Annotated in this window: 29 protein-coding genes and 3 pseudogenes; 21 read left to right on the top strand and 11 right to left on the bottom strand. The window is 65.5% G+C overall.

All coding sequences use genetic code 11. From position 1 onward, the window contains the following. The first annotated feature begins 6 nt into the window (after positions 1-6). The 7 genes from LPC10_RS18685 to LPC10_RS18655 all read left to right on the top strand — a co-directional run bounded on the left by LPC10_RS18685 (position 7) and on the right by LPC10_RS18655 (position 6,177). Positions 7-687 carry a phytanoyl-CoA dioxygenase family protein gene (locus tag LPC10_RS18685; protein WP_231343885.1) on the top strand — a complete coding sequence of 227 codons (681 nt, stop codon included), beginning with the start codon at positions 7-9 and terminating at the stop codon, positions 685-687. Next, positions 684-1,418 (top strand): bifunctional 2-polyprenyl-6-hydroxyphenol methylase/3-demethylubiquinol 3-O-methyltransferase UbiG, encoded by a 735-nt coding sequence (locus LPC10_RS18680; RefSeq protein ID WP_231343884.1) that lies wholly within the window; start codon positions 684-686, stop codon positions 1,416-1,418. The genes LPC10_RS18685 and LPC10_RS18680 overlap by 4 nt, the downstream gene beginning before the upstream one ends. A 67-nt stretch (positions 1,419-1,485) precedes the next feature. Then, positions 1,486-1,923 carry a GNAT family N-acetyltransferase gene (locus tag LPC10_RS18675; RefSeq protein WP_231343883.1) on the top strand — a complete coding sequence of 146 codons (438 nt, stop codon included), beginning with the start codon at positions 1,486-1,488 and terminating at the stop codon, positions 1,921-1,923. 192 nt (positions 1,924-2,115) lie between these two features. Beyond that, positions 2,116-2,925 carry an IS5 family transposase gene (locus LPC10_RS18670; protein ID WP_231343882.1) on the top strand — a complete coding sequence of 270 codons (810 nt, stop codon included), beginning with the start codon at positions 2,116-2,118 and terminating at the stop codon, positions 2,923-2,925. A gap of 29 nt (positions 2,926-2,954) precedes the next feature. Next, entirely contained in the window at positions 2,955-3,617 is a 663-nt protein-coding gene (locus LPC10_RS18665; protein WP_231343881.1) for a site-specific integrase, read from the top strand. 181 nt (positions 3,618-3,798) lie between these two features. Beyond that, positions 3,799-5,013, top strand: coding sequence for a site-specific integrase (locus LPC10_RS18660; protein WP_231343880.1), 1,215 nt, complete (start codon positions 3,799-3,801; stop codon positions 5,011-5,013). Between the two features lie 42 nt (positions 5,014-5,055). Beyond that, positions 5,056-6,177, top strand: a complete 1,122-nt coding sequence (locus LPC10_RS18655) for a hypothetical protein (RefSeq protein WP_231343879.1) — start codon at positions 5,056-5,058, stop codon at positions 6,175-6,177. Between the two features lie 63 nt (positions 6,178-6,240). Here LPC10_RS18655 and LPC10_RS18650 read toward each other — a convergent pair whose 3' ends face one another. Further along, entirely contained in the window at positions 6,241-6,516 is a 276-nt protein-coding gene (locus tag LPC10_RS18650; protein WP_231343878.1) for a hypothetical protein, read from the bottom strand. A 246-nt stretch (positions 6,517-6,762) separates the two neighbouring features. Here LPC10_RS18650 and LPC10_RS18645 point away from each other — a divergent pair, with 246 nt between their 5' ends. From LPC10_RS18645 to LPC10_RS18610, 8 genes and pseudogenes are all read left to right on the top strand, one after another. Beyond that, positions 6,763-6,990 carry an AlpA family transcriptional regulator gene (locus LPC10_RS18645; protein ID WP_231343877.1) on the top strand — a complete coding sequence of 76 codons (228 nt, stop codon included), beginning with the start codon at positions 6,763-6,765 and terminating at the stop codon, positions 6,988-6,990. 101 nt (positions 6,991-7,091) lie between these two features. Beyond that, positions 7,092-7,877, top strand: a complete 786-nt coding sequence (locus tag LPC10_RS18640; RefSeq protein WP_231343876.1) for a hypothetical protein — start codon at positions 7,092-7,094, stop codon at positions 7,875-7,877. Positions 7,878-8,187: 310 nt separating this feature from the next. After that, complete coding sequence (locus tag LPC10_RS18635; protein WP_231343875.1) at positions 8,188-8,889, top strand: hypothetical protein; 702 nt, start codon at positions 8,188-8,190, stop codon at positions 8,887-8,889. A gap of 85 nt (positions 8,890-8,974) precedes the next feature. Continuing rightward, on the top strand, positions 8,975-9,247 hold the full coding sequence (locus LPC10_RS18630; protein ID WP_231343874.1) for a hypothetical protein: 273 nt from the start codon (positions 8,975-8,977) through the stop codon (positions 9,245-9,247). A 388-nt stretch (positions 9,248-9,635) separates the two neighbouring features. Continuing rightward, positions 9,636-10,330 (top strand): annotated as a pseudogene (locus LPC10_RS18625) (ISL3 family transposase); the annotation flags it as partial. 78 nt (positions 10,331-10,408) lie between these two features. Beyond that, positions 10,409-11,458 (top strand): IS110 family transposase, encoded by a 1,050-nt coding sequence (locus tag LPC10_RS18620; protein WP_003599685.1) that lies wholly within the window; start codon positions 10,409-10,411, stop codon positions 11,456-11,458. 292 nt (positions 11,459-11,750) lie between these two features. Then, the gene (locus tag LPC10_RS18615) at positions 11,751-12,206 is read left to right on the top strand and encodes a transposase (protein ID WP_231343873.1); all 456 of its coding nucleotides are present in this window, start codon (positions 11,751-11,753) and stop codon (positions 12,204-12,206) included. A gap of 175 nt (positions 12,207-12,381) precedes the next feature. Further along, positions 12,382-12,705, top strand: coding sequence for a hypothetical protein (locus LPC10_RS18610; RefSeq protein WP_231343872.1), 324 nt, complete (start codon positions 12,382-12,384; stop codon positions 12,703-12,705). Positions 12,706-12,766: 61 nt separating this feature from the next. Here the strand turns inward: LPC10_RS18610 and LPC10_RS18605 are convergent, their stop codons facing one another. Then, complete coding sequence (locus LPC10_RS18605) at positions 12,767-12,922, bottom strand: hypothetical protein (RefSeq protein WP_231343871.1); 156 nt, start codon at positions 12,920-12,922, stop codon at positions 12,767-12,769. A 128-nt stretch (positions 12,923-13,050) separates the two neighbouring features. Between LPC10_RS18605 and LPC10_RS18600 the strand changes: the two genes are divergently transcribed. Both LPC10_RS18600 and LPC10_RS18595 read left to right on the top strand, forming a co-directional pair. Next, on the top strand, positions 13,051-13,299 hold the full coding sequence (locus LPC10_RS18600; protein ID WP_231343870.1) for a hypothetical protein: 249 nt from the start codon (positions 13,051-13,053) through the stop codon (positions 13,297-13,299). 216 nt (positions 13,300-13,515) lie between these two features. Then, positions 13,516-15,195 (top strand): IS1182 family transposase, encoded by a 1,680-nt coding sequence (locus tag LPC10_RS18595; protein ID WP_003605489.1) that lies wholly within the window; start codon positions 13,516-13,518, stop codon positions 15,193-15,195. Here LPC10_RS18595 and LPC10_RS18590 read toward each other — a convergent pair. After that, on the bottom strand, positions 15,177-15,509 hold the full coding sequence (locus tag LPC10_RS18590; RefSeq protein ID WP_231343869.1) for a hypothetical protein: 333 nt from the start codon (positions 15,507-15,509) through the stop codon (positions 15,177-15,179). The genes LPC10_RS18595 and LPC10_RS18590 overlap by 19 nt on opposite strands. A 718-nt stretch (positions 15,510-16,227) precedes the next feature. Here LPC10_RS18590 and LPC10_RS18585 point away from each other — a divergent pair. Then, positions 16,228-16,623, top strand: coding sequence for a hypothetical protein (locus LPC10_RS18585; RefSeq protein WP_231343868.1), 396 nt, complete (start codon positions 16,228-16,230; stop codon positions 16,621-16,623). 2 nt (positions 16,624-16,625) lie between these two features. On the opposite strand, the gene istB is transcribed toward LPC10_RS18585, so the two are convergent. Beyond that, positions 16,626-17,468, bottom strand: a complete 843-nt coding sequence (gene istB, locus LPC10_RS18580; RefSeq protein ID WP_003596510.1) for an IS21-like element ISMdi7 family helper ATPase IstB — start codon at positions 17,466-17,468, stop codon at positions 16,626-16,628. Further along, positions 17,465-18,964, bottom strand: coding sequence for an IS21-like element ISMdi7 family transposase (istA, locus tag LPC10_RS18575; protein ID WP_012778770.1), 1,500 nt, complete (start codon positions 18,962-18,964; stop codon positions 17,465-17,467). Before istA ends, istB begins: the two co-directional genes overlap by 4 nt. 146 nt (positions 18,965-19,110) lie before the next feature. On the opposite strand from istA, the gene LPC10_RS18570 reads away from it, so the two are divergent. Beyond that, a complete protein-coding gene (locus tag LPC10_RS18570) occupies positions 19,111-19,275 on the top strand; it encodes a hypothetical protein (RefSeq protein WP_231343867.1) in 165 nt (54 codons plus the stop codon). Between the two features lie 384 nt (positions 19,276-19,659). On the opposite strand, the pseudogene LPC10_RS18565 reads toward LPC10_RS18570, so the two are convergent. Continuing rightward, positions 19,660-19,767 (bottom strand): annotated as a pseudogene (locus LPC10_RS18565) (IS5/IS1182 family transposase); the annotation flags it as partial. 49 nt (positions 19,768-19,816) lie between these two features. Between LPC10_RS18565 and LPC10_RS18560 the strand changes: the two are divergent. Then, positions 19,817-19,991: pseudogene (locus LPC10_RS18560) on the top strand (IS3 family transposase); the annotation flags it as partial. Positions 19,992-20,277: 286 nt separating this feature from the next. On the opposite strand, the gene LPC10_RS18555 reads toward LPC10_RS18560, so the two are convergent. The 3 genes from LPC10_RS18555 to LPC10_RS18545 form a co-directional block, all read right to left on the bottom strand. Further along, entirely contained in the window at positions 20,278-21,579 is a 1,302-nt protein-coding gene (locus LPC10_RS18555) for an IS701 family transposase (RefSeq protein WP_231347091.1), read from the bottom strand. 85 nt (positions 21,580-21,664) lie between these two features. After that, on the bottom strand, positions 21,665-22,780 hold the full coding sequence (locus LPC10_RS18550) for a hypothetical protein (protein WP_231343866.1): 1,116 nt from the start codon (positions 22,778-22,780) through the stop codon (positions 21,665-21,667). After that, positions 22,777-23,187 carry a hypothetical protein gene (locus LPC10_RS18545; RefSeq protein ID WP_231343865.1) on the bottom strand — a complete coding sequence of 137 codons (411 nt, stop codon included), beginning with the start codon at positions 23,185-23,187 and terminating at the stop codon, positions 22,777-22,779. The genes LPC10_RS18550 and LPC10_RS18545 overlap by 4 nt, the downstream gene beginning before the upstream one ends. A gap of 133 nt (positions 23,188-23,320) precedes the next feature. Here LPC10_RS18545 and LPC10_RS18540 point away from each other — a divergent pair, with 133 nt between their 5' ends. Then, positions 23,321-23,584 (top strand): helix-turn-helix domain-containing protein, encoded by a 264-nt coding sequence (locus LPC10_RS18540; protein WP_231343864.1) that lies wholly within the window; start codon positions 23,321-23,323, stop codon positions 23,582-23,584. Positions 23,585-23,592: 8 nt separating this feature from the next. Here LPC10_RS18540 and LPC10_RS18535 read toward each other — a convergent pair whose 3' ends face one another. Beyond that, positions 23,593-24,192, bottom strand: coding sequence for a hypothetical protein (locus tag LPC10_RS18535; RefSeq protein WP_231343863.1), 600 nt, complete (start codon positions 24,190-24,192; stop codon positions 23,593-23,595). A 73-nt stretch (positions 24,193-24,265) separates the two neighbouring features. Next, positions 24,266-24,601, bottom strand: coding sequence for a DUF3768 domain-containing protein (locus LPC10_RS18530; protein WP_231343862.1), 336 nt, complete (start codon positions 24,599-24,601; stop codon positions 24,266-24,268). Positions 24,602-24,615 lie beyond the last annotated feature (14 nt).

The following is a 24,615-nucleotide window of genomic DNA, read 5'->3' as shown; positions in this document are numbered from 1 at the left end:
CAAGCCGTGCTCGACAGCCTCGTCGATCGCGGCCGACGTCAAGTCGAGGGAGGCGCCACCACCGCACCCGACGGCACCGCGCATCACGCCGTCGGCCAGTACCCGGCACTCGACGCCTTCCTCGAACAGGATTGGCTCGATGGTCTGATCTCCCGCTATTTCGGCGACGCCGCCTACATCCTGCACGCTTTCAATCCGGCGAGCGTAGGACCTTCCGCGACGAGCTATCTCCACCGTGTCCATCGGGACGTGCGCACCTTCGGCGGCGGCTTCCGGCTGATGCTGAACATGCTCGTCATGGTGGACCCGTTCACCACGCAGAACGGCGCGACGCATGTCCTGTCCGGGTCGCACCACGCACCCGCCCAGCCGCCCGAAGCCGTGTTCCGAGCCGAGTCAGACCGGCTCGTCGGGCCAGCCGGCAGCATCGTCCTTTTCGATTCGAACCTTTGGCATGCGGCGGGAAGCAACGCCACGGACACGACGCGCACCGCCCTTACGCTCAGCTTCAGCCGGGCGTTCATCAAGCAACAGATGGATTACCCTCGGTTCCTAGGTCCGGAATACGGTGCGAAATGCTCGCCGAGGATGCGGCAATTGCTGGGCTTCAACGCTATGGTGCCGGTTTCCTACGATGAATTCTATCAGCCCGCCTCGCGCCGGCTCTATCAGGCGAACCAAGGATGACGCAGGCCCGCGACTACGACCGCGAGGGCGGCCAGTTCGGCGACCGTCGCTACAACTACGATTTCGACGCCATCACGCGTCGCTACATGATGCGCGCCTTCGCGCCGTTCCTGCCACAGGGCCGCGCGCTCGAACTCGGCTGCTACCTCGGTGAATCCACCGAGTGGCTGGCCGGGTTGTACCGCGATCTCACGGTGGTCGAGGCGGCGCCATCCCTGATCGACGCGGCGCGGCAGCGAGTCGGCGACGCTCCCCGCTTCATCTGCTCGACCTTCGAGACGCTGGAGATGGAGGAAACGTTTGACGCGATCTTCTTGATCAACACCCTTGAACACCTGGATGACCCCGTCCTCGTCCTTCGTCGGATCCGCCGTTGGCTGACACCGTCCGGTCGGCTGTTCCTGCTGGTACCGAATGCAAATGCCCCCTCGCGCCAGATCGCCGTGAAGATGGGGCTGATCACACACAACAGCGCGGTCACCCCCGCCGAGGCGGCGAATGGGCACCGAAATACTTTCTCCTTCGATACCCTGGAGCGGGCGACCCGCGACGCCGCCCTCTCGACGCTCCATCGCGGCGGGCTTATTTTCAAAGCTCTCGCAAACTACCAATTCGATGCAGCTCTCGCAGCCGGCATCATTTCGGATGCCTACATCGAGGGTTGTTACCAATTGGGCAATCAGTATCCGGAGCTGACCGCTAGCATCTATCTCATCTGCGAGCGTAAATAGAGTTGATCTGGACGGGGAAGCCGTGAGTGAGTCGCAGTTCTGCCGGAATCGGTCTCGGGCGGACGATGTGTGGTCCCATCTGAGTGCCTGCGCGAACAGCTTCACGCCGCCGCTCCACCGGAGGGTGGCGATCTCCGACTACGCCACCAAGCTAGTGGCTCGCGCCGAGCGGTTCGAAGCGTGGGAGGGGGCGACCCTGATCGGCCTGGTCGCCGTCTATTGCAACGATCCGGCTCGCGTCGCCGCCTTTGTGACGAGCGTCAGCGTCGTGCCGGAACGGACAAGGATGGGGCTCGGGCGTCGCCTGCTCGCGGCGGCGATCACCCACGGCCGCGGTCTCGGCTTCGCCCGGATGGCGCTGAGCGCGGATCGCGGGGCTGCGGCACTCAACCTGTATCGTGAGTTCGGCTTCACCGAAGACGCGCGTGATGGAGCAACGTTGCACCTCTCGCTCGCACTGATGTTGCCGTGTTCCGATGCAAGCGAGCGGGCAAGATTGCCATGAGCCCCGCGCGACTTCGATCGTAAGTGTCTCTCACAAAACTCCCGCTGCGCTGTCCTTGCCAGAGCGAGAACGGCCGGTGAGCGGGAGTTTTGTGAGGCGCTCTCAGAGCCTGTTTGAGATCCTCTGCCGACCGTCCCCATCTGTCTCGTGTGCCGAGACAAATTCCGCCTGGCGGGGCGGAGTGGAGAGCAGATGTGGACGGATCGAGATCGGACGCGTCATGAGGCGCGCCTAAAGGACATGGTGCTGCAGGCGGGCCTGGACGAGGTCGCCTGCTTTCTGGAGCGGGCCGATCCGCCGGGCAGCCCGAACGCACGGCCGGTGCGGTTGGTGGCGGCGGCGATTGCCTGGCACTTGCGGGTCGGCGGCGCATGGCGGAGGCTGCCGGCCGGCTTTCCGCCCTGGCGCACGGTCTACGGCTGGTTCCGACGCTGGATCGAGAAGGGGCTGTTCGAGAGCCTGATGCGCGCTCTGGCGCGCCGACAGCGTCGCCGCTGCGGCCGTCGTGCGACGCCGCGCCTCGCCATCATCGACACGCAAAGCGTCAAGTGCCTTGGGGTGCGCGGGCCGCGCGGCTATGACGGGGCCAAGAAGCTGGTCGGGCGCAAGCGCGTGGCGCTGGTCGATGCCGAAGGTCACATCCTGGCGCTCGCCATCGTGCCCGCCAACGTTCAGGATCGCGACACGTTGACGGCCCTCGATGAAGGTAAGGAACGGTGGCCGAGCCTGCGCCTGGCCATCCTCGACGGCGCCTTCACGGCCGAGCGCTGCCGGGACTGGTGCCATCTGCATGGCATGCGCCACCACGTGGTCGAGAAGGACCCGGATCAGAAGGGCTTCGTCGTGCTGGAGCGGCGCTGGGGTGTCGAGCGCACCTTCGGCTGGCTCAGCCATTGGGGCGGCCTGCTGCGCGAGCGCGCCGGGCGCCTCGACGTCGCCACCGGTCGCCTCACCTGTGTCGCCTGCCTCAGGGCCGTCAGCGCCCTCCACAATCCAGCCTGAGACCGCTCCTCAAACAGACTCTGAGTGGAGTGTGTTCCTGCGCCGTTGCCTGGGACTACATCGACAGCAACCCGGTCAAGGCGTTCGACAAGCATCACCTCAAGGAGGCGCCCCCCCGTACCTCGTACCCGAGCGACGCCGACGTCAGGCGACTCGTGGAGCGAGCGTCCCCGATGGTGGGGCGCATCGTCCTGTTCTTGGCGCAAACCGGGATGCGCCAGGAGGAGGCCGTGTCGCTAGAGTGGCCGCAGGTCTCGATCCCCCGTCGCGAGGTCCGTCTCGTGAAGACCAAGACATCGGCACCGCGCGTGGTGCCGATGAGCGACGAGGCGCTCGGCACACTTCTCGGCACACCCCGGCATCCGACCAGCACCTACGTGTTCTGGAATGGACCCGGCCGCAGGTACACGAGCTTCTCAAGCCAGTATCGCAACCTCGCAGTCCGGGCGGGCGTGGAGTGGCGGTGCCACGATCTGCGGCACCGCTTCGCATCAGAGTTCCTCCAACGGACGGGCGACCTTCCGGCGCTACAGGCGATTCTCGGCCACCGCACGGTGACGATGACGATGCGCTACGCCCACATGATCACCGCCCACCTGCACGAGGCCATGGCGAAGTACGGCACAAAACCCGGCACGCCAAAGGCGGTGTCGGAGGGCCATGAGGAGGCCGATGATCGGTTAAGTGCTTGAATTTCTGGCGGAAGGGGTGACCGCCGCGTTGAGATCCGGCAGCGTCCGCGTCAGTCCATTATGCAAGCCATAGCGGGGGTTTAGCGAACACTCATCGTTCGACGCAATCCGGCTGGATCCGGCTACATCCGAGCCTATATGTGGTAAGGAATGTGGGGCACGCGAGTTAGGCGGAGGATTTGTGAAGGGTAGGGGTAAGCATCCCGAAAAAGCGCTCACCGCGGTGCAGGTGCGCCAGTTCAAACAGCCTGGACGCTATGCCGATGGAAACGGTCTCTACCTCGTCGTCGACCCTTCCGGCGCCAAACGCTGGCTCCTGCGCCTCGTCGTGCAAGGTCGCCGCCGCGATATCGGCTTGGGCGGAGCTGGCCTCGTGACGCTGGCCGAAGCGCGCGAACGGGCACTGGCCTATCGCAAGACCGCACGAGAGGGCGGCGACCCGTTGGCTGAGCGCCGCAAAGCGCAGGACGTTGTGCCGACCTTCGCCGAGGCGGTCGAGCGCGTCCATAGCGAGCACAAGGCTTCCTGGGCGAACGCAAAACACGCCCAGCAGTGGCGCAACACCCTCCAACAGTATGCCTGCCCGCAACTCGGCACCCGTCGCGTCGATCAAATCGACACCCCCGATGTGCTGCGCGTGCTCGCGCCGATCTGGTTGACCAAGCCCGAAACGGCCCGGCGCGTCCGGCAGCGCATCGGCACGGTGCTCGACTGGGCGAAGGCCGCCGGCTACCGCAGCGGCGAGAACCCGGTTGAAGGAGTTGCCAAGGGACTGCCGAAGCAGGGCGACCGCGACGGGCACCACGCGGCACTGCCTTACGCACAGGTTCCGAGTTTTATCGCGCAGTTGCGAGCGGCCGAAGCGAGCGAGGGCAGCCGACTGGCCTTCGAGTTTTTGATCCTGACCGCGGCACGCACGGGCGAGATTCTGGGGGCGCGCTGGGAAGAGATCAACGTGACGGAGCGACTGTGGACCGTGCCGGCCACGCGCATGAAGGCCAAGCGTGAGCACCGCGTGCCGTTGAGCGAGCGCAGTCTATTGGTCCTCGCCCGTGCGCGTGAGCTTGCCGCGAGTAGCGCCCTCGTGTTTCCTGGCCGCTCCGGGGAAAAGCCACTCTCGAACATGGCGTTTCTGATGCTGCTGCGGCGCATGGAGCTATCCTTCACCGCCCACGGCTTCCGCTCCTCGTTCCGCGACTGGGCAGCGGAACGTACAAGCCTGCCGCGGGAGGTTGCCGAGATGGCGCTGGCCCACACGATTGAGAGCCGGGTCGAGGCAGCCTACGCGCGCAGCGATCTGCTGGAGCGGCGTCGCGATCTGATGGAGCAGTGGGCATCATACGTTGAGAGCGAGCTGGCACCCGGACATGCCGCCGACGACTCGGTTGCGTCGTGACACCGGTGCTTCCTGGGCAACACAGGCATGGAGGCAGCGGACGTGACGGATGACGAACCGAGCGATGCCCCGGCAAAGCCCGACACCCCACGGCGCCGGCGGCTGCACGCGAACTGGAGGGCAAGTAAGCCGACGATCCCGTTGCGCCCGTTCATCGACTATGCCTGGGAGAACTACGACCCGAGGGCGGTCGCGAGCTACCTGCTCGATCCCGGCCCCGGTGACTTCCACCAGCACAAGGCAATTTTGCACGCTGGCTTCTGTGCCTGGGTAGTCTGTCCCGGCTTCACTAAGCTGCGCGAAGACGCGATGGTCTACCGAGTAGCCAGGGCCGTCGAGGTGGCCGAAGCCCCCTGGCGCGAGCAGGCCAGCGGGTTCAGCCGGCCGGTTGGCGCTACGGTTGGGCGGATGCTTGGAACGGACCGACGCTTCGACGAGGAGGTTTACGCTTCAATCGGGGGCGCCCCCCGTATACTGCGAGCAATGTCGCGCTCGACGTTTAGGCGAACCTTACTGTCCCACGCGACCGAGATGCTGGAGGCGATACATCTGGTGGCCCTGCACCACTACCACCTTACACACCTTCGCGATAAAAAAACCTACCACATCCCTAGCAAGGATGCCGGGGCGGCGCTGGTCAACACAGCGTTCGGCGGGCCAGTCACCGAGTTGTTCGTGGAGGGGCTACGCGTCAAACCCAAGACCGAGGAGGCAAGTAAAGCCGGATCGGACGGCAAGGTACCTGCCCGGTACAAGCTGCGCCGCAGCTCCAGCATCCTGACATCGTGGAACAAACTGCGGATCGCCGTAGCCTATGCCTACGCTGCGGCGTCCCTGCCAACGGAGCCAGGCCGAACGCTCCTGCACGAGATCGTCGCTTGCCGATCTACCCATGCCAAGCACCGTGCGCTGATGCCGGAGTGGTGCGGGCGAGCGCGCTTCGTGGTGGAGGGCATCCTAGACCAGTGCCACCCGGAGCAGAAGCCTTACGACTACGGAGCGGAGGTACTGAACGTGGCCCCCGTGCCGTTTACGTTGCCCGTAATGTTCTCTTTCGCCCCGGACGTCATCGCACGAGGCTACAAAAACGCCCGTTCAGATCTGCAGGAGAGGCAGGCGAAACAAAAAACTGACAATCAGAGGAAGTTTGCGGCTCGAACCTGATGCGGTGGTTCGGCCAGTTCGAGACTATTACGCTCGCAACGTGCCCAGTGCCTAATCTGACGCCTAACGGGCCAGCCGCCGCACAAGGTCTTCGAAATCAAGGAATGGGCCCGCCGCTTCGACATCGCCGCGATTGAACCGGTACGAGGCCGCCTGCAGCTGCGTCCGGTCGGCAAACGGCAGGTCGAGGGAGATCGCGACCTCAACATGGCGCGCGGCGTGGGCAGCCCAGGCGTAGACTCGACCGTTGGGCGCCCGTAACGCGCGCACATCCCCGTCCGAGGCGTCGGCGAGCAGACGTGTGAGGTCGTCTCGGCTGGGATCGACGAGGAGGCGCATGTCCCGATCCTAGTGGGCGCCCGAGCCACAGGCCAGCGCCGTTCACCCCAAACGCTCGCGCCCCGACCCAACGCATCGACTGTTGACCGCGCTTCCATGCTCGGAGGAGCGAGCCTACGCACGCTGGCGCAAGTCATCAGCAACATAACTATCATCAAAAATTTTTGGTGAGTTCCGCTCCCTGCTGAACCCCAATAGATCTTCCCATGCCGGCCGGCACCCCGCAACGGAGATCGCAAAATTACTATGAATAGCCAAACAAAACAGCCGGATGGTTCGGCCGCCGACGGTGATAGCCTGCCCAAGACCGGCTTCGTGCGCCTCACCACCGTCCTCAATCTCATTCCGGTGTCCCGCTCGACTTGGTTCGCCCATCGCGGCAGCCGCTTCCCGCTGCCGGTCAGCCTCGGCCCGCGCATCCGTGCCTACCGCGTCGAGGACATCCGCCGCCTCCTGGCAGAGGGCGTCGAGTAGCCCCCTGCACCGCGGCGGGGTGACGATCAGGTCCCTCCGCCGCGGCGAGCCGATCTCAAGAAATTTCGCATCGAAACTCTTCTTACAATCGGGACCAGAACATGCCGAAGAATGGAACGACGTCTGACAACTTCGACGTGAACGACTTTGCCGGCGGTCGCCGCGATCCCCGCCGGTACATGCGCGGTTTGAGCAAGGCCATCCGCAAGGGTGAGCGGGGCTATCACGCCGCCCTCCGTGCCCGGACCGCCGGACTGCTGGCCATGGTGTACGCTGCCTGCGACGACTACGATCTCTTTTGCGACTGGCGTCAGACGGACTGCTTCGAGGACAACGCCAAGCTCCTGTCGCTTACGGAGGACGACTATCAACCCCACGTTCCCCGGTGCGTGGTCACGCTGGCGTGTTCCGGCAGCGACATCCTGGCTAGCACGCGCTCGAAGATTTTGACCGTCGTCAAAGCACTGGTCGAGGCGGGTGTGATGCCGGAGGACTGCGAGAAGGTCATCAAGGCCAAGGGCGGCTTCGAGGGTGCCTACCAGGAGGCCAAGGAGGAGCGTGCCTGCCGGAAGGACCCGGGCAACACCTCCAGAAGCGCCAAGAGCAAGAAGGCGCGCAACGAGGCTTCCAAGCCGACCGGTAAGGCAAAGGAGCGTCGTGAAGTGGGCACCGTGCGAGGTGAGGGAGACGATCCCCACGCAACGCAGCTCTGGATCAACCTGCAGGAGGAAGATCTAGAAGACTTCTGCGATAACTCGGAGGATGGTGAGATTCGCCTCCTCAAGGTCTTGCGTGGCGGCAAGAAGGGACCAACCAGCCCGACGGTCTGGAGCCTGCTCGAGTACAAGACCCTCGAAGACGACGCCTTGGAAGACGACAGCGAGTAGGACTCACTGACTGCCTAGTAAGTGTTTCCTCAATGAATGACGGGATCGGGCAGCGCCAGCAGCCCGGTCCCACTAAATTTGATAATCCGCGCTCACCATTTTTTTCGCTTGTACATACGAGCAATACGAGCGAAAAACTTTCGATTGGCACTTGGTAAAGTATGGCCATATCCACAGGGATACGGTGATACTTGTGATACCACGCTCATCATTTGCTCGCTTCTCCGTGCGTGAGCACGCCCAAGCCACTCGCCTCATTGAGGGGCTACGGGGCTACCATCAGCAGATTTATGCCCGGCCCGAACGTGAGGTGCGCCGCCTCGGTCGCCGATGGGCCAGCGAGCTCGGCGCTCAGAACCCCTACGCCCGCGAACGCTGGATGCGCTCGCTCGGGGCCGGGTTGTGTCGTGAGGTCGGCGCCCGAGCGCCGGACTGGACCCCGCAGGTGCCCGTCTTCTTCGTCACCCTCATCGACGAGACCCAGATCGTCTACCCCGCGGGGTGCGCGCGGGGCTACCGGCCGAACCCGAGGATCGTGGACATCCGCCGGCACTACCGCCGGGCTCTGCGGGGTCTGGACTACCTCGCGATGCTCGATCCCGCCCTCTACGTATCGGCACAGCGGATTCAAGGCGTACCCCGCTTCCTCCTGTGGCACGCCCACGCCCTCGTTTGGAACACCTCCGAGGCCGAGCTCGATGCCTGGGCCGAGGGGGTCCGCCCGACGATGAATGCCTACCTGCCCTATGCCAGTGCCGTGAAATGCAGCGAGATCATCCCCGAGGACCTGCGGCAGATGATCTGGTACATGAACAAGATGCCCCGCAAGCAGTATCAGCTGTGGAAGCGTCAGAGCGAGTCGTTCAAGCAGTATAAACGCGACATCAACGGCATCAACTCGGTGCGGCTCTACGCCGAGATGCGAGACGTTGCGTTGCCGGAGCTCGCATTCGCTGGCGGCGCTGGTCGGCCTATCCTGCGTCAGACCGTGAAGTCCTCAGCGAGCTGGTAGCAGCATGTCCGGGCGTACCCCAGGTCAAATCCCGACTCAGTAAATAATCTGCGCCGGCACTTTCGCTGTCTCCGGAGGTTTCACAATGAAAATAAAGTACACCGGCTCGCTGTCGAGCCTGCAAAACGCCACTCTCGACTGCGGTGTGTTCGGGGATTGGTCCTGGCACGAACGCGAACGTTTGCATCGGTTCCGCTCGGATGCGGGCGAAATCATGACCTGGTGGCCGAGGACTGGCACGGTCTTCTTCCAGGGGCGGCCTGGGCCGCTGCAACGTCGGCTCATCATGATGTTCGTGCGCCGGGCTGCAAACAGCGATGGTGTGCACATCACCAACGCCCGGGCGCTCGTCGGCTGAGCGACAGGAGAGCCGGGAGGGGGTACCCCCTCCTGGCTTTTTCGTATCGAAAATTCGACTTCGTCACGACCCAGCGACCTTTGAGTGTCGGCCTGTGCCTCGGCCATCCGAGTCGCCACTCGGTTGAGCGTATCGCGGAGTGCGGGAATCGAAGTAAGCTGATACCGCAAGCCTGCCCTGCCGTTACGGCAGCACCACAGCTTGGGCAAACATCCACGACGCCCGAGCCGACTTTATCGAGCGATTCGGTGCCGTGGCGGTGCGTCTCGGCTGGACCGCGCGGGAACTCTTCGGCGTTCTCTGTCGATCGGCGTCAAAAAGGGGCTCTGACTTACTTTTGATGCAGGCGGGTTGATGGATCTCGGCTTCAGCCGTCGGAGATCCTGCTATGCCTCGTAGCCTTCGTGTGGGTTCGATCGTCCCGCTAAGCCTTGCCGTCGATCACATCGAGGTGGGAGCGGGCCTGACCATCACCGCTCGGCCGAAAGCCGCCTCAGCCCGGTGTCCGAGGTGTGAGGGCGCCTCGTCTCGGATGCACAGCCGCCACACTCGCACCCTGTCGGATCTACCGGTCGCCGGCCGGCGCGTCGTCATCACGGTCAGCGTCCGCCGGTTCCGGTGCCTCGGACCAAAGTGCCGGACGAAGATCTTCGCCGAGCGGCTCGAACCGAACCTCGCCGCGGCCTACGCCCGCCGCACGGAACGGCTCGTGACCATCGTCCATCATCTCGGCCTCGCTCCCGGTGGCAGGCCGGCGGAGAGCTTCGCCCGCCGGCTCTTGGTGCCGGCGGGCCGGGACACGATGTTGCGGACCGTGCGCCGCCGCGTCCAGAGGCCGACAGAGCCCCTCAACGTGATCGGCATCGACGATGGGCGTTCCGCCGCGGGCACCGCTACGGCACGCTGATCTGCGATCTGGAGCAGCGGCGCGTCGTCGCTCTCCTGCCGGATCGCGAGAGCGGCACCTTCGAGGCGTGGCTCTCCGCCCATCCCGAGATCACCGTCCTCGCTCGTGACCGCGGCGGTTGCTACGGCGAGGCTGCGGCGCGGACGTTGCCCATGGCGACCCAAGTCGCCGATCGCTGTTGGAGTGGACGGCCCCCGAACGGCATCGCTGTGCCAAGCTGAGGTCGTTGCAGATCTCAGGTGAGGAGGCCGTCCGTGAACGAGATTACCCGCATCGGGATGGACACGTCCAAGCACATCTTCCAGCTCCATGGCGTTGATGGGGACGAGCAGCCGGTCCTGCGCCGGAAGCTCCGGCGTCGGGAGATGATCGCATTCTTCGAGAAGCTCGCGCCGACGCGCGTCGCCATCGAAGCCTGCGGCGCCTCACACCACTGGGCGCGGCTGCTGAGTGGGTTCGGCCACAAGGTGCAACTCATCGCCCCGCAACTCGTGAAGCCCTACGTCAAGCGTGGCAAGAACGACGCGGCCGACGCCGAAGCGCTGTGCGAGGCGATGAGCCGGCCGACCATGCGCTTCGTGCCGGTCAAGACGGCCGAGCAGCAGGCGGCGCTCATGCTGGTGGGACTTCGCGACCGGCTGGTCCGCAACCGAACTCAACTCGCCAATGCGATCCGCGGTTACGCGGCCGAGTTCGGCCTCGCGGGTGCCAGCGGCATCACGCACGTGCCCGCATTGCTTGCGCGCATCGAGGCCGACGTGGCGCTGCCCTCGCTTGCCCGCGAACTGTTCGCGATGCAGGCGGCCGAGTATGCACAGGTCCAGGCGAAGCTCGCGGTCGTCGAGGCCAAGCTCCTGGCCTGGCACCGTGCCGACGAGCGCAGCCGACGCTTGGCTGGGATCCCCGGCATCGGACCGATCGGAGCGACGCTGCTGACCATGAAGACGCCGGCACCCGAGGCCTTCCGGTCGGGCCGGCAGTTCGCGGCCTGGATCGGGCTGACGCCGAAGGATCACTCGACGGCGGGCAAGGCGCGACCCGGCGTGATCACGCGGGCGGGCGACGAGGCGTTGCGCAGCGTGCTGGTCGTCGGAGCCACGGCCCTGATCCGGCGCGTGCGCGAGGGCCGATCGCGCGACGGACACCGGTTCGCGGCTTGGGTCCAGGACCTTCTGCGCCGCAAGCCGCCGAAACTGGTAGCGGTGGCGCTGGCCAACAAGCTCGCGCGCATAGCCTGGAAGTTGATGATCACCGGCGAGAGCTTTGCCGGCCGGCCTGCACCCGCGGCGGCAGGGGCCGTGTAGAGATCGGTCCGGGCGCGGACCGCGAAGAGCGCGTCTGCTCAGGACTGATGCCGAGCTTGCAAGAGGACGAAGAGGTGGCGTGATCGATTGATCCGAGACGTGAACCAACCCGCAGGTGCCAGTGGCCGGCCATGGTCGCATCGTTGTTTGGGCCTCACGCCGCGGAACCCATCTTGGCCAGCGTTCATGTGCGAGCGCAGCAGAAGGCCGGACATATGAACGCAAGCAATCGAATGACGCGAACCGACTTCGTCAACCTTGCGAGACGGGGGCCGTCCACATATGGCACCTAATGGAGAATGCCAGCGCCGCCTTCCTCGATGCCGTGCGCAAGTCGATGGCCGCTATCCGCACGGCGGTGAGCGCCACCACGATCGACCCCGGCCGGCTGATGACAACCGGGCGAGACAGCTTCAGCAAGGCCGAGACCGTGACGGTGGCGACGATCGAGGCGGCAGTGCCGGCTCTCGACGAGGCCCGTTCACTCCTGTCCGGGTTCCAGAACATCATCCGTGAGCGCAAATCGCCGGACCTCGACACCTGGATCGATACGGCTGCCGGTGGCCTCCTCGCGTCCTTCGCCAAGGGCCTGCCGAGGGACAGAGCGGCTGTCGCTGCGGCGCTGGTCGAGCCGTGGTCGAATGGCCAGACCGAGGAGCAGGTCACTCGCCTCAAGCTGGCGAAGCGGCAGATGTACGGTCGGGCCAAGCTCGATCTGCTCGAAGTGCGGCTGATCGGCGCCGGGTGAGGCAACTGCATCGAGAGTGCACCAGCCCCCTCCTTCCACGCCGATACCCACTTCAACCGCCCCACCGGCGTAGGAAAATAAAACTATACGCAAAAATTTTTGAGCAATTCCGCCCTCAGCAAAGACCTAGTAGATCTCTCCTTGCCGGCCGGCGCCCCGCAATGGAGAAGTAGATATGACCATCATTATTGGCGACAAAGTCTTCAACATCAACCAGCGTGTTTGCGGAGGGCGCGACGGCGAAACGTATTGGCGCGTCAGTCTGACCACCAACGCGCCGCTGGCGATCGGCCGGTCCGAACTCGTCGGCTTGGCTATGCAGCTCGATCTGACGCAGGCGGAGGTTGAGGCGGTACTCGGCACTGCCGCCTTCCCGCCGCAGCTCGTCGAGCCCGGCGTACCGCCTCGCCGCCCGCGCTACGTCCAATGGGCCTACAAGCCGGCGGTCGCCGCGCTGCTCGCCCTGGGCAAGGCCAAGCTCCACGCTCAAGCCAAGTAGGCCGGCCCTTATCAAGGCCACCGCGGCGCTTCCCAGCCGCGGCGGCCCTCTTTCAACTCTATCAGCGCACCCGGGTCAGCCGATAATTCTCGTAAGGAGAACGTCGTGACGGGTGCCCATCCAAGGACCACATCATGACGAAGTCGAAGTGCAGCACGAAAAAGCCGAAGCCGCCGCCGACCGAGTGGACCACGAAGGCGCGCGAGGGCAGCAACAAGGGTCCCTATCCGCCGGACACTTCCGATCTGCAGCGTCGCATCAAGGAGAACCCCCCTCAGCGTCGCCGCGGAGGCCCGGTACTAGCTCGGCACGGTCCAGAAGGGCTACCGCCGTGACTCGTACGCCGTGCTGGCGATGACCGTCGGGATCGCTCGCCACTACTACAATGACTACAAGGCCTGGAGGCCCTTCTTCAACCAGCCGCACTTCCACACCGGCAAGTACAAACCGAAAGCACGAACCCATCACGAGCACGCGCTGCGACACATGATGAACTACGTGTTTGATGTCAAAAGCAAACAGGCGCGCAGCCGGACCGGCAAGTACGCAGCGGCACTTCACCTGACCTTGCCCCCTGGCCTACCCTCATTCTGAAGCTAGGGTCCGTCGAGCAGGAAACGAACGATGAAGAAGAGCCGGTTCATCGAAGAGCAGATCATCGGCATCCTGAAGGAGCAGCAGGCTGGGCCGCCGGTGGCTGAGTGGGATTGCCCCGGTTTGGATACTGCTGGCGAACGGGGCGGGTCGACCTGGGATGGTAGGCGTTATCGGATTGAGGCGCGGAGCGCGCCGCGATCCGGGAGGCTTAGGATGTCCCTCCAGCCTACACTCGACACCGAAGTTCCGAGCCAGACCGCCGCCGTCGCCCACGCTGCGTTCCCGCGCGGTCACGCCTATCTCAGCCTGCGCGATGCCCTCGGCCCGATCTATGCCGATGCCCAATTCGTCGAACTGTTCGCGCACGACGGCCAGCCCGCGGCCTGCCCCTGGCGACTGGCGCTCGTCACACTGCTTCAGTTTGCCGAGAACCTGTCAGATCGCCGAGCCGCCGATGCTGTGCGTGCCCGCATCGACTGGAAGTACCTGCTCGGGCTCGCCCTGACCGATCCCGGCTTCGACGCCTCGGTCCTAAGCGAGTTCCGGTCCCGCCTTGTCGCCGGCGCCGCCGAGGGGCTGCTGTTCGACACCCTACTGAACCTCTGCCGCGAGCGCGGCCTTCTGGCCAAACGCGGCCGCCAGCGCACCGATGCGACCCACGTTCTCGGAGCGGTCCGCAGCCTCAATCGCCTCGGCTGCGCCATCGAGACCCTGCGTACCGCACTGAACGTCTTGGCGATCGCCGCACCGGACTGGCTGCGCGCCCACGCCGATCCGGCCTGGGTCGAGCGCTACGGCCGCTCCATCGACGACTTCCACATCCCGCAGGGCGAGGCGGACCGGCGCGCCTGCGCCGAGGAGGTCGGGTCTGACGGGCATCGTTTGCTCGTCGTCATCGACGCCAGGACAGCGCCGGGGTGGCTGCGCGACGTACCGGCCGTCACGATCCTGCGCCGGGTCTGGCTGCAGAACTTCCGCCTCGCCGAGCGTGACGCCAGCGGGCCGCACGGAAGCGATCGGGTCCGGTGGCGGACCGAGGCCGACGGCATCCCGCCCGCCCTGACGATGGTCGCCTCGCCCTACGATCCGGACGTCCATTACGCCAAGAAGCGCGCCACCACCTGGATCGGCTACAAGGTCCACGTGACCGAGACCTGCGATAACGCCCGGCCGCCGCTGATCATCCACGTGGCGACGACCCCGGCCCCGGTCGTGGACCGCGCTGTGCTCGATCCGCTGCACGCGGCGCTCGCGGCGAAGGACCTGCTGCCAGCGCGCCATCTCGTCGACGCCGCCTACATCGATGCCGACGGCCTCGTGTCGGCGACGCGCGATTACGGTGTCGACCTCATCGGACCAGTGCCCAAGGACAACCAATGGCAAGCGCGCACCGAGGGGGCGTTCACCATCGAGGCCTTCCGCCTCGACTGGGATCGGCAGATCGCGGTCTGCCCGGCCGGGCACAGCAGCCGGAGTTGGTGTCCGGACCATAACCTCGGGCGCACGGTCATGCGCATCCGCTTCGCGACGCGGGATTGCAAGGCCTGCACCCTGAAGCCGCGCTGCACCCGCTCGGAACGCCGTCTGCTGACGCCGCGCTCGCGCCGGGAGCACGAGACGCTCGTCGCGGCACGGGTACGCGAGAGCCAGCCAGCGTTCGCGGCAGACCGGCGGCGGCGAGCCGGTGTCGAGGGGACGCTCTCGCGCGGAGTGCGGGCGATGGGCCTGCGCCGCAGTCGCTATCTCGGCTTGGCCAAGACGCACTTGCAGCACCTGCTGACGGCCGCCGCGATCAACCTCGGTCGGCTCGCCGCCTGGATCGACGACGCGCCCACAGCTCGAACACGACGCTCAGCCTTCACCCGCATCATGGCTCAGGCAACCTGCGCGTAGGCGTTCGCCAGCAGTATCGGTTTGGTGGACACCGAGAACGCTTTCGCGTGAGGTGTTTTGCCGATGCTGCGGGCGCGGCGGTGCTTCCAAGCCCGAAACAGCAGCCGCGTGTACGCACCCTCGGCGGCATGGTGCATCTGGGCGATGACCGATGCTCGACGCCGATGATGGCCGAGATGGCGGAGTTTGAGGACGAAAAGGTAGGGGGACCACTCATCGACCACCCGGTCGATGACCAGCTGGCCGTAGCCGCCGGTGAGTTGATGGATCTGCTCACTCCGGCTGAGGTTGGCGAGGAGAAGGGGCTGGGTCAAACTGCATCTCCTTGGAGGGTGGGGGCTGATCTCATCGGTTGAGTCTGAAGGGAGCGGGAAGGGGGCGTGTCTGTGAAGAGGAATCGCTCGGATGGCCCTATGGGCTGATGAGCCGATCGTCCCCTAGGAGGTCTATTTCGACACGACTCTCCATATGCACGCAGTGTAGCGTGCAGATCTGCGCGAGTGATCGCGCGTCGGCCTGTGGCAAATCCAAGCAGCGCCGAATGTTACGTTTTGATGAAATCAGTTCACTATTTTCGCATTGACTGATATTCACACCTGCGATTGCGTGTATTCGCCCGTAGTTATTGCACCAAAGTATGCTTGGTGACCGGTTTCGACGGTGGACACGCAAATGTCTACGCGTCGGTCTCTGCTCTGCCACGTGCCATCGCTGCCTCAACTGCGTAGCCAGTGGAGGTCTGGTAGTCCTGTCTCCCTCATGGCTGCAGCGCCAGAGGGCGATGGCCCGCACTGTCCGCGCCTTAGGGCAGCGCACACCGCCGGCCCCCAGTTTGGCCGAGCAGATCCGCCTGGACTCGATCGAAGGTGGGGCTGAATTCGTGCAATTATTTGCATCTAAGGCTTGTGAAGTAATTCATCGTAGGACAATTTGATTTCTGCTACACCGCTGATTCATCTTAACACTCGGCACCAAAATTGGATTTGGTAAATTTCCCATGCCGGCAGCTATCTCGCCGGCGGAGGATTTATCATGACAAAAAACTCCAATAATAGCGCGCCGCGGCTCAAGCGCCGGGGCGCAAAAAAGCGGGCACTCTCCGCAGTCGACGAGCAGCAAGTGCGCCAGTGGATCGCCGTCGTCCATCGCAGCGAAATTGCGCTTGATCGGACCTCTCCGGCTGGGCGGCACATCCGCTCCATGGATCAGGGCTGCGTGCGGTATCTTCGTGGGCTCGAATTTGAGGAAGGAATCCGGCGGCTGAATGACGGTGTCATTTCCGAGCCTTTGGTGGACGCCTCCCGCGACTGTAAAGGGCGGACCAATTTTAGGCCGCCGTGGCGGAGTAAAACCAGGCCACGGACTGCGGACAGCCTGAACGATGAAGGGGCCCGATCGGGCCTCTTCATCGTTTGTCGCGGATCGTGAGGTCAGGCTGGCCGGATCTCGCCCGTCGCGGGATCAGGGTCATCAAGGGTGGCCTGGTTTTGCTCCGCCCTGTCTGTGCGGCCCCGCCGGCTGCGGGAGGATCTGAGGCGGTAGCTGTCTCCGTTCAGGCTCAGGATGCTGACGTGATGGGTCAGCCGATCCAGCAGCGCACCGGTCAGCCGCTCCGAGCCCAGGACCGAGGTCCAGTCCTCGAACGGAAGGTTCGAGGTCACCACCGTCGAGCCGCGCTCGTAGCGCTGGGACAGGACCTCGAACAAAAGCTCGGCCCCCGTCGGCGACAGCGGCACGTAGCCGAGTTCATCGACAATCAGCAACTTCACCGCGGCCAGCTCCCTCTGAAGCCGGAGCAGGCGGCGCTCGTCACGCGCCTCCATGAGCTGGTTGACCAGCGAGGCCGCCGTGGTGAACGTGACCGAGAAGCCCTTCTGGCAGGCTGCCAGTCCGAGAGCCAGGGCGATGTGCGTCTTGCCGGTGCCGGAGTTGCCGAGCGCGATGACGTTCTCCCGACCGAGGACGTAGCCGCAGCGCGCCAGCTCCAGCACGAGCATCTTGTTCAGGCTCGGGATGGCGGCGAAGTCGAAGGTGTCGAGGCTCTTCACCGCCGGGAAGCGTGCCGCCCGGATCCGGCGCTCGACCATGCGCCGTTCGCGGTCGATCAGTTCCAGCTCAACCAGCCGCAGCAGATAGCGGGGGTGGTCGAGGCCGCTCCGGGCGCAGTCCCGGGCGACCTTGTCGTACTCGCGCAGGACCGTCGGCAACTTCAACTGCTTGAGGTGATGGGCGAGCAGGACGCCCGGTGTCGTCTCATCGCCGCTCACGCTCATGCCGCCACCTCCGGCACCAGCACCGTGTAGTCGGCGGCCATCGTCGCGCGCACCGCAGGCCGGGGCAGATGCGGGTAGGCCGACAAGTCGAGCCGAGGCGGCCGCCGTTCGAGACGGGCCAGCGCGATCAACTTGACCGCATCGAAGCCAATCGCCCCGAGCCGGATCGCCTCGGTGACGGCCCAGGCCACGAGGTCCTTCGGCATCGCCTCCATCAGGCGCAGCACCTGGATGAACTCGCGCTTGCCGCGGTTGCCCATGCGCGCCTCCAGAAGGTGGCGCAGGTGCTGGAACGCCTCGGGCAGATCCCAGCCCTGGAGTGCCGCGGCTTGGTCGAGGGCGTTCGGCTTGGTCTCGATCAGCGCGAGGTAGTGCAGAGGTTCGGCGACGAAAACGCCGCTGCCGTAGCTGCGCGGGTGCCGGGCGATCTCGACCCCCGCACACAGGATCACGACTTCCTCGACGAAGCCCTTCACCAGCACGTCCCGGAAGCCGTAGGTGGTCGGCACCGAGTAGTCGTTGCCGCGATAGCGCACCAGCGCGGTCGACGAGACGCGCCCGGCCCTCTTCTCGCACGGCTCCAGCGGCACCGCCGGCAGGGCTCGCAGAACCACTCGATCGGCCATGAGCCGCGTTCCGATGCTCTCGGGATGCCGCCCGGCGCACTCGTTCTGCCGAGCTCGGCAGCGGCGCTCCAGGTCAGCGTTCAGCGCCTCGAACGAGGCCGCCTCCGGAGCCGGGGTCATGAAGTGGGACCGGGCGAACTTGACCAGCCCCTCGACCTTGCCCTTGTCGTTGCCCCTGCCCGGACGGCCGAAGCGATCCCGGAACAGGCAGTGGCTCACCAACTCGGTGAAGGCGCGCGTACGCTCACGCTGTCCGTCGCCGCAGATCTTGGCCACTGCGATTTTGGTGTTGTCGTACAGGATCGACAGAGGCACGCCGCCGAAGAAGGCGAAGGCGGCGACATGCCCGTCGAGAAAAGCTTCGGTGGTCTCCCGCGGATACGCCTTCACGAAGCAGGCGTCGGAGTGCGGCAGATCCATGCAGAAGAAATGGATCTTGCGGCGCACGCCAGCGATGGTGGCGACCGCCTCGCCAAAATCGACCTGGGCATGGCCGGGCGGGTGGGCGAGCGGCACGAAAGTCTCCTGCCCCCGTGCTCGGCAGATCCGTACGTGGTCCTTCACCACGGTATAGCCACCGGCATAGCCGTGCTCGTCGCGTAGGCGCTCGAAGATCCGCTTGGCCGTATGGCGTTGCTTGAGCGGTGCAGTCCGGTCCGCCTCAAGGATCGCCGCGATCACTGGCAGAAGAGGCCCGAGCTTCGGCTTCTCGACCGGCTTCGAGCGTGTGTAGCCCGGCGGCAACGAGAACCGACACATCTTGGCGATCGTCTCTCGGCTCAACCCGAAGACCCGAGCCGCCTCACGCCGGGACTGGCCCTCGATGAACACGAACTGCCGAACGGCTGCGTAGACTTCCACGACGAACATCCTCGGCTCCTCTCGAAAGAGAAGCCTCTCCACTGGCCGGCTTTTACACCGCCCGCATCAGCACAAAGCCGACGCTCCAGTGGATGGTTTTGTCACCGCCCTACACACGCGACCGCACCTGCCTGTCCAAAGCCGACGCACGAGCGATGCTGGTACACGTCGCCGTGGCTGAAATGGTCAAACAGTTCGGCGAAGGTCGAGCGGCGGAGACGCTTGCGCGCATCGCCCGGCGATTGCGTCGCGACGGGTCGGATCATCTGCGGACGATGGTGCTGCAACTCGTCGATGAAGCCACGGTGATGGAAGCGTAAGCGAGACCCCGACTGATGAGGCGCGCGTGGGCGGTCAGCTCGACTCTCGGGAGTTGCCGCCCGCACCGTCTTACTGTTGCACAAGTTCGTGCAACCTAAACGATACACGTTTGTCGCTCACGACCGCAGTGCCGAGGTCGCAATCACTGAACGGCGGGGCTACCGTCGGCATCCCGCCGGGTCGCGTGAGCAGAGAGGCTACCCACGGGCTCGGCGTCCGCGATCGAGATGCCGGCGGCGTGGTGTGCGACGATGCGCTGCCGAAGAAATGGCTCCGCCGACCGGCGACGGACACGAGATGAGCCAGATTGGGAAGATCTACTCTCACGGCTTGGACGTAGCGGCCGATCATGCCGAGGCGTGGCGCTGGCACAACTTGGCAACAGTCAGGATCGCAGGACGCGCACCCGTGGTCCAGATGTGGTCGCGGAAGCGATGGCTGGAGTAGCCGCGGTCGCCTACGACCCACGAGGGTAGGCCGGGCAACTGGTTGAACCGCTCTGGGTTTCCCGGAGGCTTCAATTCTCAAGAGGATGGAGCCATGACGAAGCGCAGCACACCCTTTTCGCCTGAGGTCCGCAAACGCGCGGTGCGGAAGGTGTTCGACCACCAGGGCGAGCACGGCTCGCAATATGGGGGGGATGCGCTCGATCGCAGCCAAGATCGGTTGCACGGGCGAAACGCTGCGGAACTGGGTCCGGCAAGCCGAACGGGACATCACCTTCGTGGTTGACGCTCTGGAGCAGGCCCTGCACGAACGTCGTCCCCTCCGGGGCAGCGGACTCGTCCAGCCTCGCTGACCGCTGTCCCGACAGCGTCGCTGGTAAGCATATGGAGCTCAGCCAAAGAGGGCGGGTGCCTGAGGCTGGCGCGACTTGACCTTACGGATGCGGAGTGGGCGATGATCGAACGCTTCACTTCGCGGATAGAGCTGCTCATTTGCGATTGTATTTTAGCACTACTTTGGCAGATTGCCTTCAAGGTGGCTGGTCGAGGGCGGCCTCACAGTACGGGCATCGCCGCGGTGGTGGCCGGCTGAGGTGATCCAGGATGGCTTGGCGGACGGCCGGCATCGAGGGCTGGGGCGGTGGGCAGGCGATTCTTTTTTTTCCGTCCCGTCGCTGCGAGGCGCCGGGATTGGAGGAAGGCGTAGGCCATCATCGTCATCAGCGCGTGGCGATGCAGCCCGGTCCAAGAGCGGCCCTCGAAGTGGTCGAGGCCGAGTTCCTCCTTCATCTGCTGGTGCGCCTGCTCGCAGATCCAGCGCGCCTTGATCGTTGCGGCCAGTTGCTTGAGGGTCGCGTCGGCGGGGAGGTTCGTGAGGTAGTATTTGCGCTCGCCCGAGCCGCGCTCCTCGCGCACCAGCCAGACCTCGTCACCGGGCAGGTGTTGGTTGCCTTTCGTGCCGATCCGCTGGGTCGGACCATCGGCCATCCGGACGCGCAACGCGCAGAAGCGGCCCCGCAGCCGACCCTTGGTGCCGTGCCGCCAGGCCACCGCCCGGCCGGTCATGTCTGCCAGGATCGTCTCGGCCGCAACCGAGACCTGGTCCGGGACGTGACGCTTGCGCGGTCGTCCGCGCCCCGCGACGGGGAGGATCATCGTCACGTCGGCCGGATAGACCTTGCTGCGTCCCGAGATCCCGACAGCCCAGGTCAGGCAACGCGCGCTCAGGGCCTGTCGGAACGGGGCGGACCCATAACCCGCATCGGCCAGCACGCAGCCGAAGCGCACGCCCCTCTCCCGGACCCGGTCGATCTCCGCGACGGCGATCTCCAGCTTGGTGCGGGCTTCGCGCCGGTCCTCGGGGACACCGGCCCTGCTCATCCGGTGCGGGTCGCTCGTCCAAGTCTCGGGCAGGAACAGCGCCAGGCCGATTGCCACCGGCACCTCGCCGCGCGCCAGCGTCAGCGACACCAACGTCTGGCAGTTGGCGGTCTTGCCCAGCGTCGTAGCATATTGCGGCGCCACCCCGACGGAGCGGTTGCCCTTCTTCGGCAACGCGGTGTCGTCGATGACCAAGACCGCATCCGCCCCGCCGACAAGGCGATCGGCCTCGTCGAGCAGCGCCCGCTGCAGCGGCCCCTCATCCCAGATCCCGGCCGCGATGAAGTGGTGTAGCCGGTCGTAGGAAACCCCATCGGCCCGAGCCGCCATCGGCTGGACGCTCTTGCGATCACCCAGGCCGATGAGCCCGGCCACGTAGGATGGGCACATCGCCCGGCGTGCCGGATGCGACAGGCCAGCCAGGAACGGTTGCAGCCACCGATCCAGATCGTCGCGCCATCCGCCCGCTTCCGACATCGCGATCACCCACGTCTATCGCCGTGGCATGCGAAGCCGCGAACACCCGCTGCGTTCCCTCAACCTGCCAAAGTAGTGTTAGATATCAACGCTCGAACGGCCGCACCTCGATGAGATCGTCGCCAAACGAGTTCTTGCGCTGTGTGATCAACACGACGCCACGCTGCCCCGACGACCAGTCCGCCGTGAAGATGCACGAGCGTCCCGGCGCGGGTTCGAGGCCGCTCGTGCGCCCGTCGGTCAGATCGACCAGCGTGCGCGCGCCATAGCGGGTCCGCGCCATGGCGTTGGCTGCCTCCATCATCTGCCGCCGAACTTCGATTCGGTTGCATGGATCGGTCGCCAGCCGGGCTTGTTGCTCCCGCCGAAACGTCTCCATCTCCTCGGCTTCCTGTCGTTGCTGCTTCTGCGCCCAAGCAATCGACTTCCTGTTGCGCCGAGGCTCCTGGGCGCGATCGATCTCCCAGTAGTATCGATCCCTCTGCCTACCGATCACCTGACCCACGATGGTTCTGGTCGCGTTCGGCGACTGCCTCTGCCGTTCGCATTCGAGGAAGCGATTTTCCAGCGCCTGCCAAACCTCATCATTCCAGTATTCGACCGGTACGGTGAACGGCGCCCCCTCGATCTTACCCGGCGCTGCGTTGCCCGCCCACCCATCGATGCTTGTCCGGGTGAAGCGGTCGCAGCTCATCTTACGAAAGGTCGGCGTGTAGTCCGGTGTGTCAGGATCGAGCTGCGTCCGAGGCCGTCCTTGACCGTAGCCGGCGTACTCCTTCAGCCCGGCGACACTCTGCGCGACGGCTGCGTCCCAGGCGTCGGAGGGCACATCGCCACGCAAGCTCGGCATTTCGCGTCCGCAGGAGAGCAGAAAGTCGCGAAATCGGGTGAAGTCGGCCTCGAACCAGCGGTAGATCGACAGGCCGAACAGCTCCGACAACTGCTCGAAGTCACCCCCGCGTGGCCGTGCGCGCTGGTAGGTCTCGCAGCTCGGAGGCGCCATGGCGACGGCGTTCGGTGCTGCTTGTGCGCCGGCCACACCGTGGCCGATGAGGACGGCGCCGAGTCCGAGGCCGATCAGTCGTCCTAGCCACTGCCGCGGCCGCGCCCGAACGGGACCAGGACGGGCCGTCACGCGCGCAGCGGTGAACACTGCTAGGCGGAAGGCCGCAGCAGACGAGCGCAGCAATATGATCGTCATCGTGACCGCTCCTGCACGCCGACGTGCCGATCACCGGCGCCCCACCGCCGTTCGACATCGGCCACGATGAGGGGAATGGCCTCCCGGGTCTGTACATCGGCATAGGCCATCCGGAATTGCTCGACGGCCGAGGGCCCCAGCACGCCGAGCCGCTCGACCGCCGCCTTGATCTCGGGATCATAGGCGGCAAGCGAAGCCCAGCGATTGCGGAACGCTTGCGTTTCACCGGGGCGCTGCTGCGACTTCGAGAAGGCCACGCCGATCAATGCGGGGGGAAAGAAGAAGCACGCCGCCGCCCAGCCGCGCTTGTCCAGCCCTTTGCGCTTGGCGATCTGCCAACCGAGAAAGCCGGCCAGCATCGCGATGCCGATCAGCGTCCAAAACGATACTCCGCTCGTCTCATCCATGATGGTCCTCGTGATCCAGAGTTTGGGAGAAGGGGCCGAACGCACCGCCATCGCAGCGCCGGCGCCCGTGATGTACGAATGAGGGACTGTCAGTCCGTCGATTGTCAAGCCGTGGATCGGGCTTGTCCGTGCCATGGACGCGCGGACGATCATCGGCTGGAACCTGCGGCGGTTGCGGGTCACGCAAGGCCTGTCGCAGGAGCGGTTGGCGCTCGCGGCCGGCATCGACCGGGCCTATGTCGGGCGGGTCGAGCGCGGTTCGGAGAACGTGACGATTGCGACGCTCGAGGCGCTGGCCCGGGCGTTGTCGGTGCCGGTGGCGCATCTGCTCGTCGAGCCGGACGGCGAGGCGCAGCGGCCAGCCCCATTGAAGGCTGGACGCAAGCCGGCGCGGTAGCCCCGCGCTCACCGGTTGAGCCCCTCGGCCGTGAGACGATCGAGGTCGGCCAGAATCAACCGGAGTTCGCGCCAGGGACTGGTCTCGTCGGATGCCGGACCGGGCGCGTGTACACTGAGCAGCACGAGGAGCTTCAGCATGACGGCGTGACAGGTCCAGGCGGGCGTCGCCAAAAGCGCCTGAGCCGCCGCCAGGACAGCACCGTCGAGTGTCGCCTCCTGCAGATCGGCCTCGGCAAGACCCATCGTTGCGGCTGCATCGTCCCACCGCCGCTGGCAACGCCGCAGGCGTTGCACGAGCCGCTGACGGCGACGCCCCGGTGGCACGGCCCGCGCAACCTCTGCGAACTCGGCCGCGTAGCGCGGTTGACTGTCCGAACCACCCGGCAGGGCCACGCGCGGCCAGCCGATCCGGTCGATGAGGGCCGCCTCGATGCCGTCGCGGGTCACGATTGCGGCGGCGTGCCGGTCGAGAAGCGCCTGGAACTCGGCAAACAGCCGCGGCATCGGATCGGCGTCGACCGCAACGTCCAGTCGGCCGGCGCGACGCGGTTCGGCGCCGCGGGACTGCAGGGCGGTGAGCGGCAGGTTGCTCAGCAGCGCGAACAAGCGCCGCCGCGTCGGCGCCCCCCGCATCGAGGAGGCGTCGCCAACGGAGCGCGTCCCATCGCAGCGGCTCACCTCAGTACTCCCCGGCGAGCATGACGGTGAGCACGCGGGTGGTGACGCTGGTGTCGGCAGGGTCGGGTGAGGCGAAGCGCCCCGAGCGGTCGAAGCAATCGATCTTGAAGAACACCCGCTCGCCGGCTGCTTCCAGCGCGCCGAAGTCGCGCTCGCCGTAGGGATCGTTGTCGGGCTCGAACCGGTCGAAGGCGGCGATGGCGTCGAGGATGATCTGCTGGCGCTCGCGGCCAAGCGCGACGATGCCGGCGGTGAGCACGAGCGTGCCGCCGCTGAGCGAGCGGCGCAGGATGTCGTTGAGCGCCGCAACGCGCCCCACATCGAGGATGTCGGTCATGGGAAGCCTACGAG

This window comes from Methylorubrum sp. B1-46 (assembly GCF_021117295.1).
Classification (GTDB): Bacteria; Pseudomonadota; Alphaproteobacteria; order Rhizobiales; family Beijerinckiaceae; genus Methylobacterium.
The sequence above is the reverse complement of the archived record's forward strand: the minus strand, read 5'-3'. Positions and strand labels throughout refer to the sequence as shown.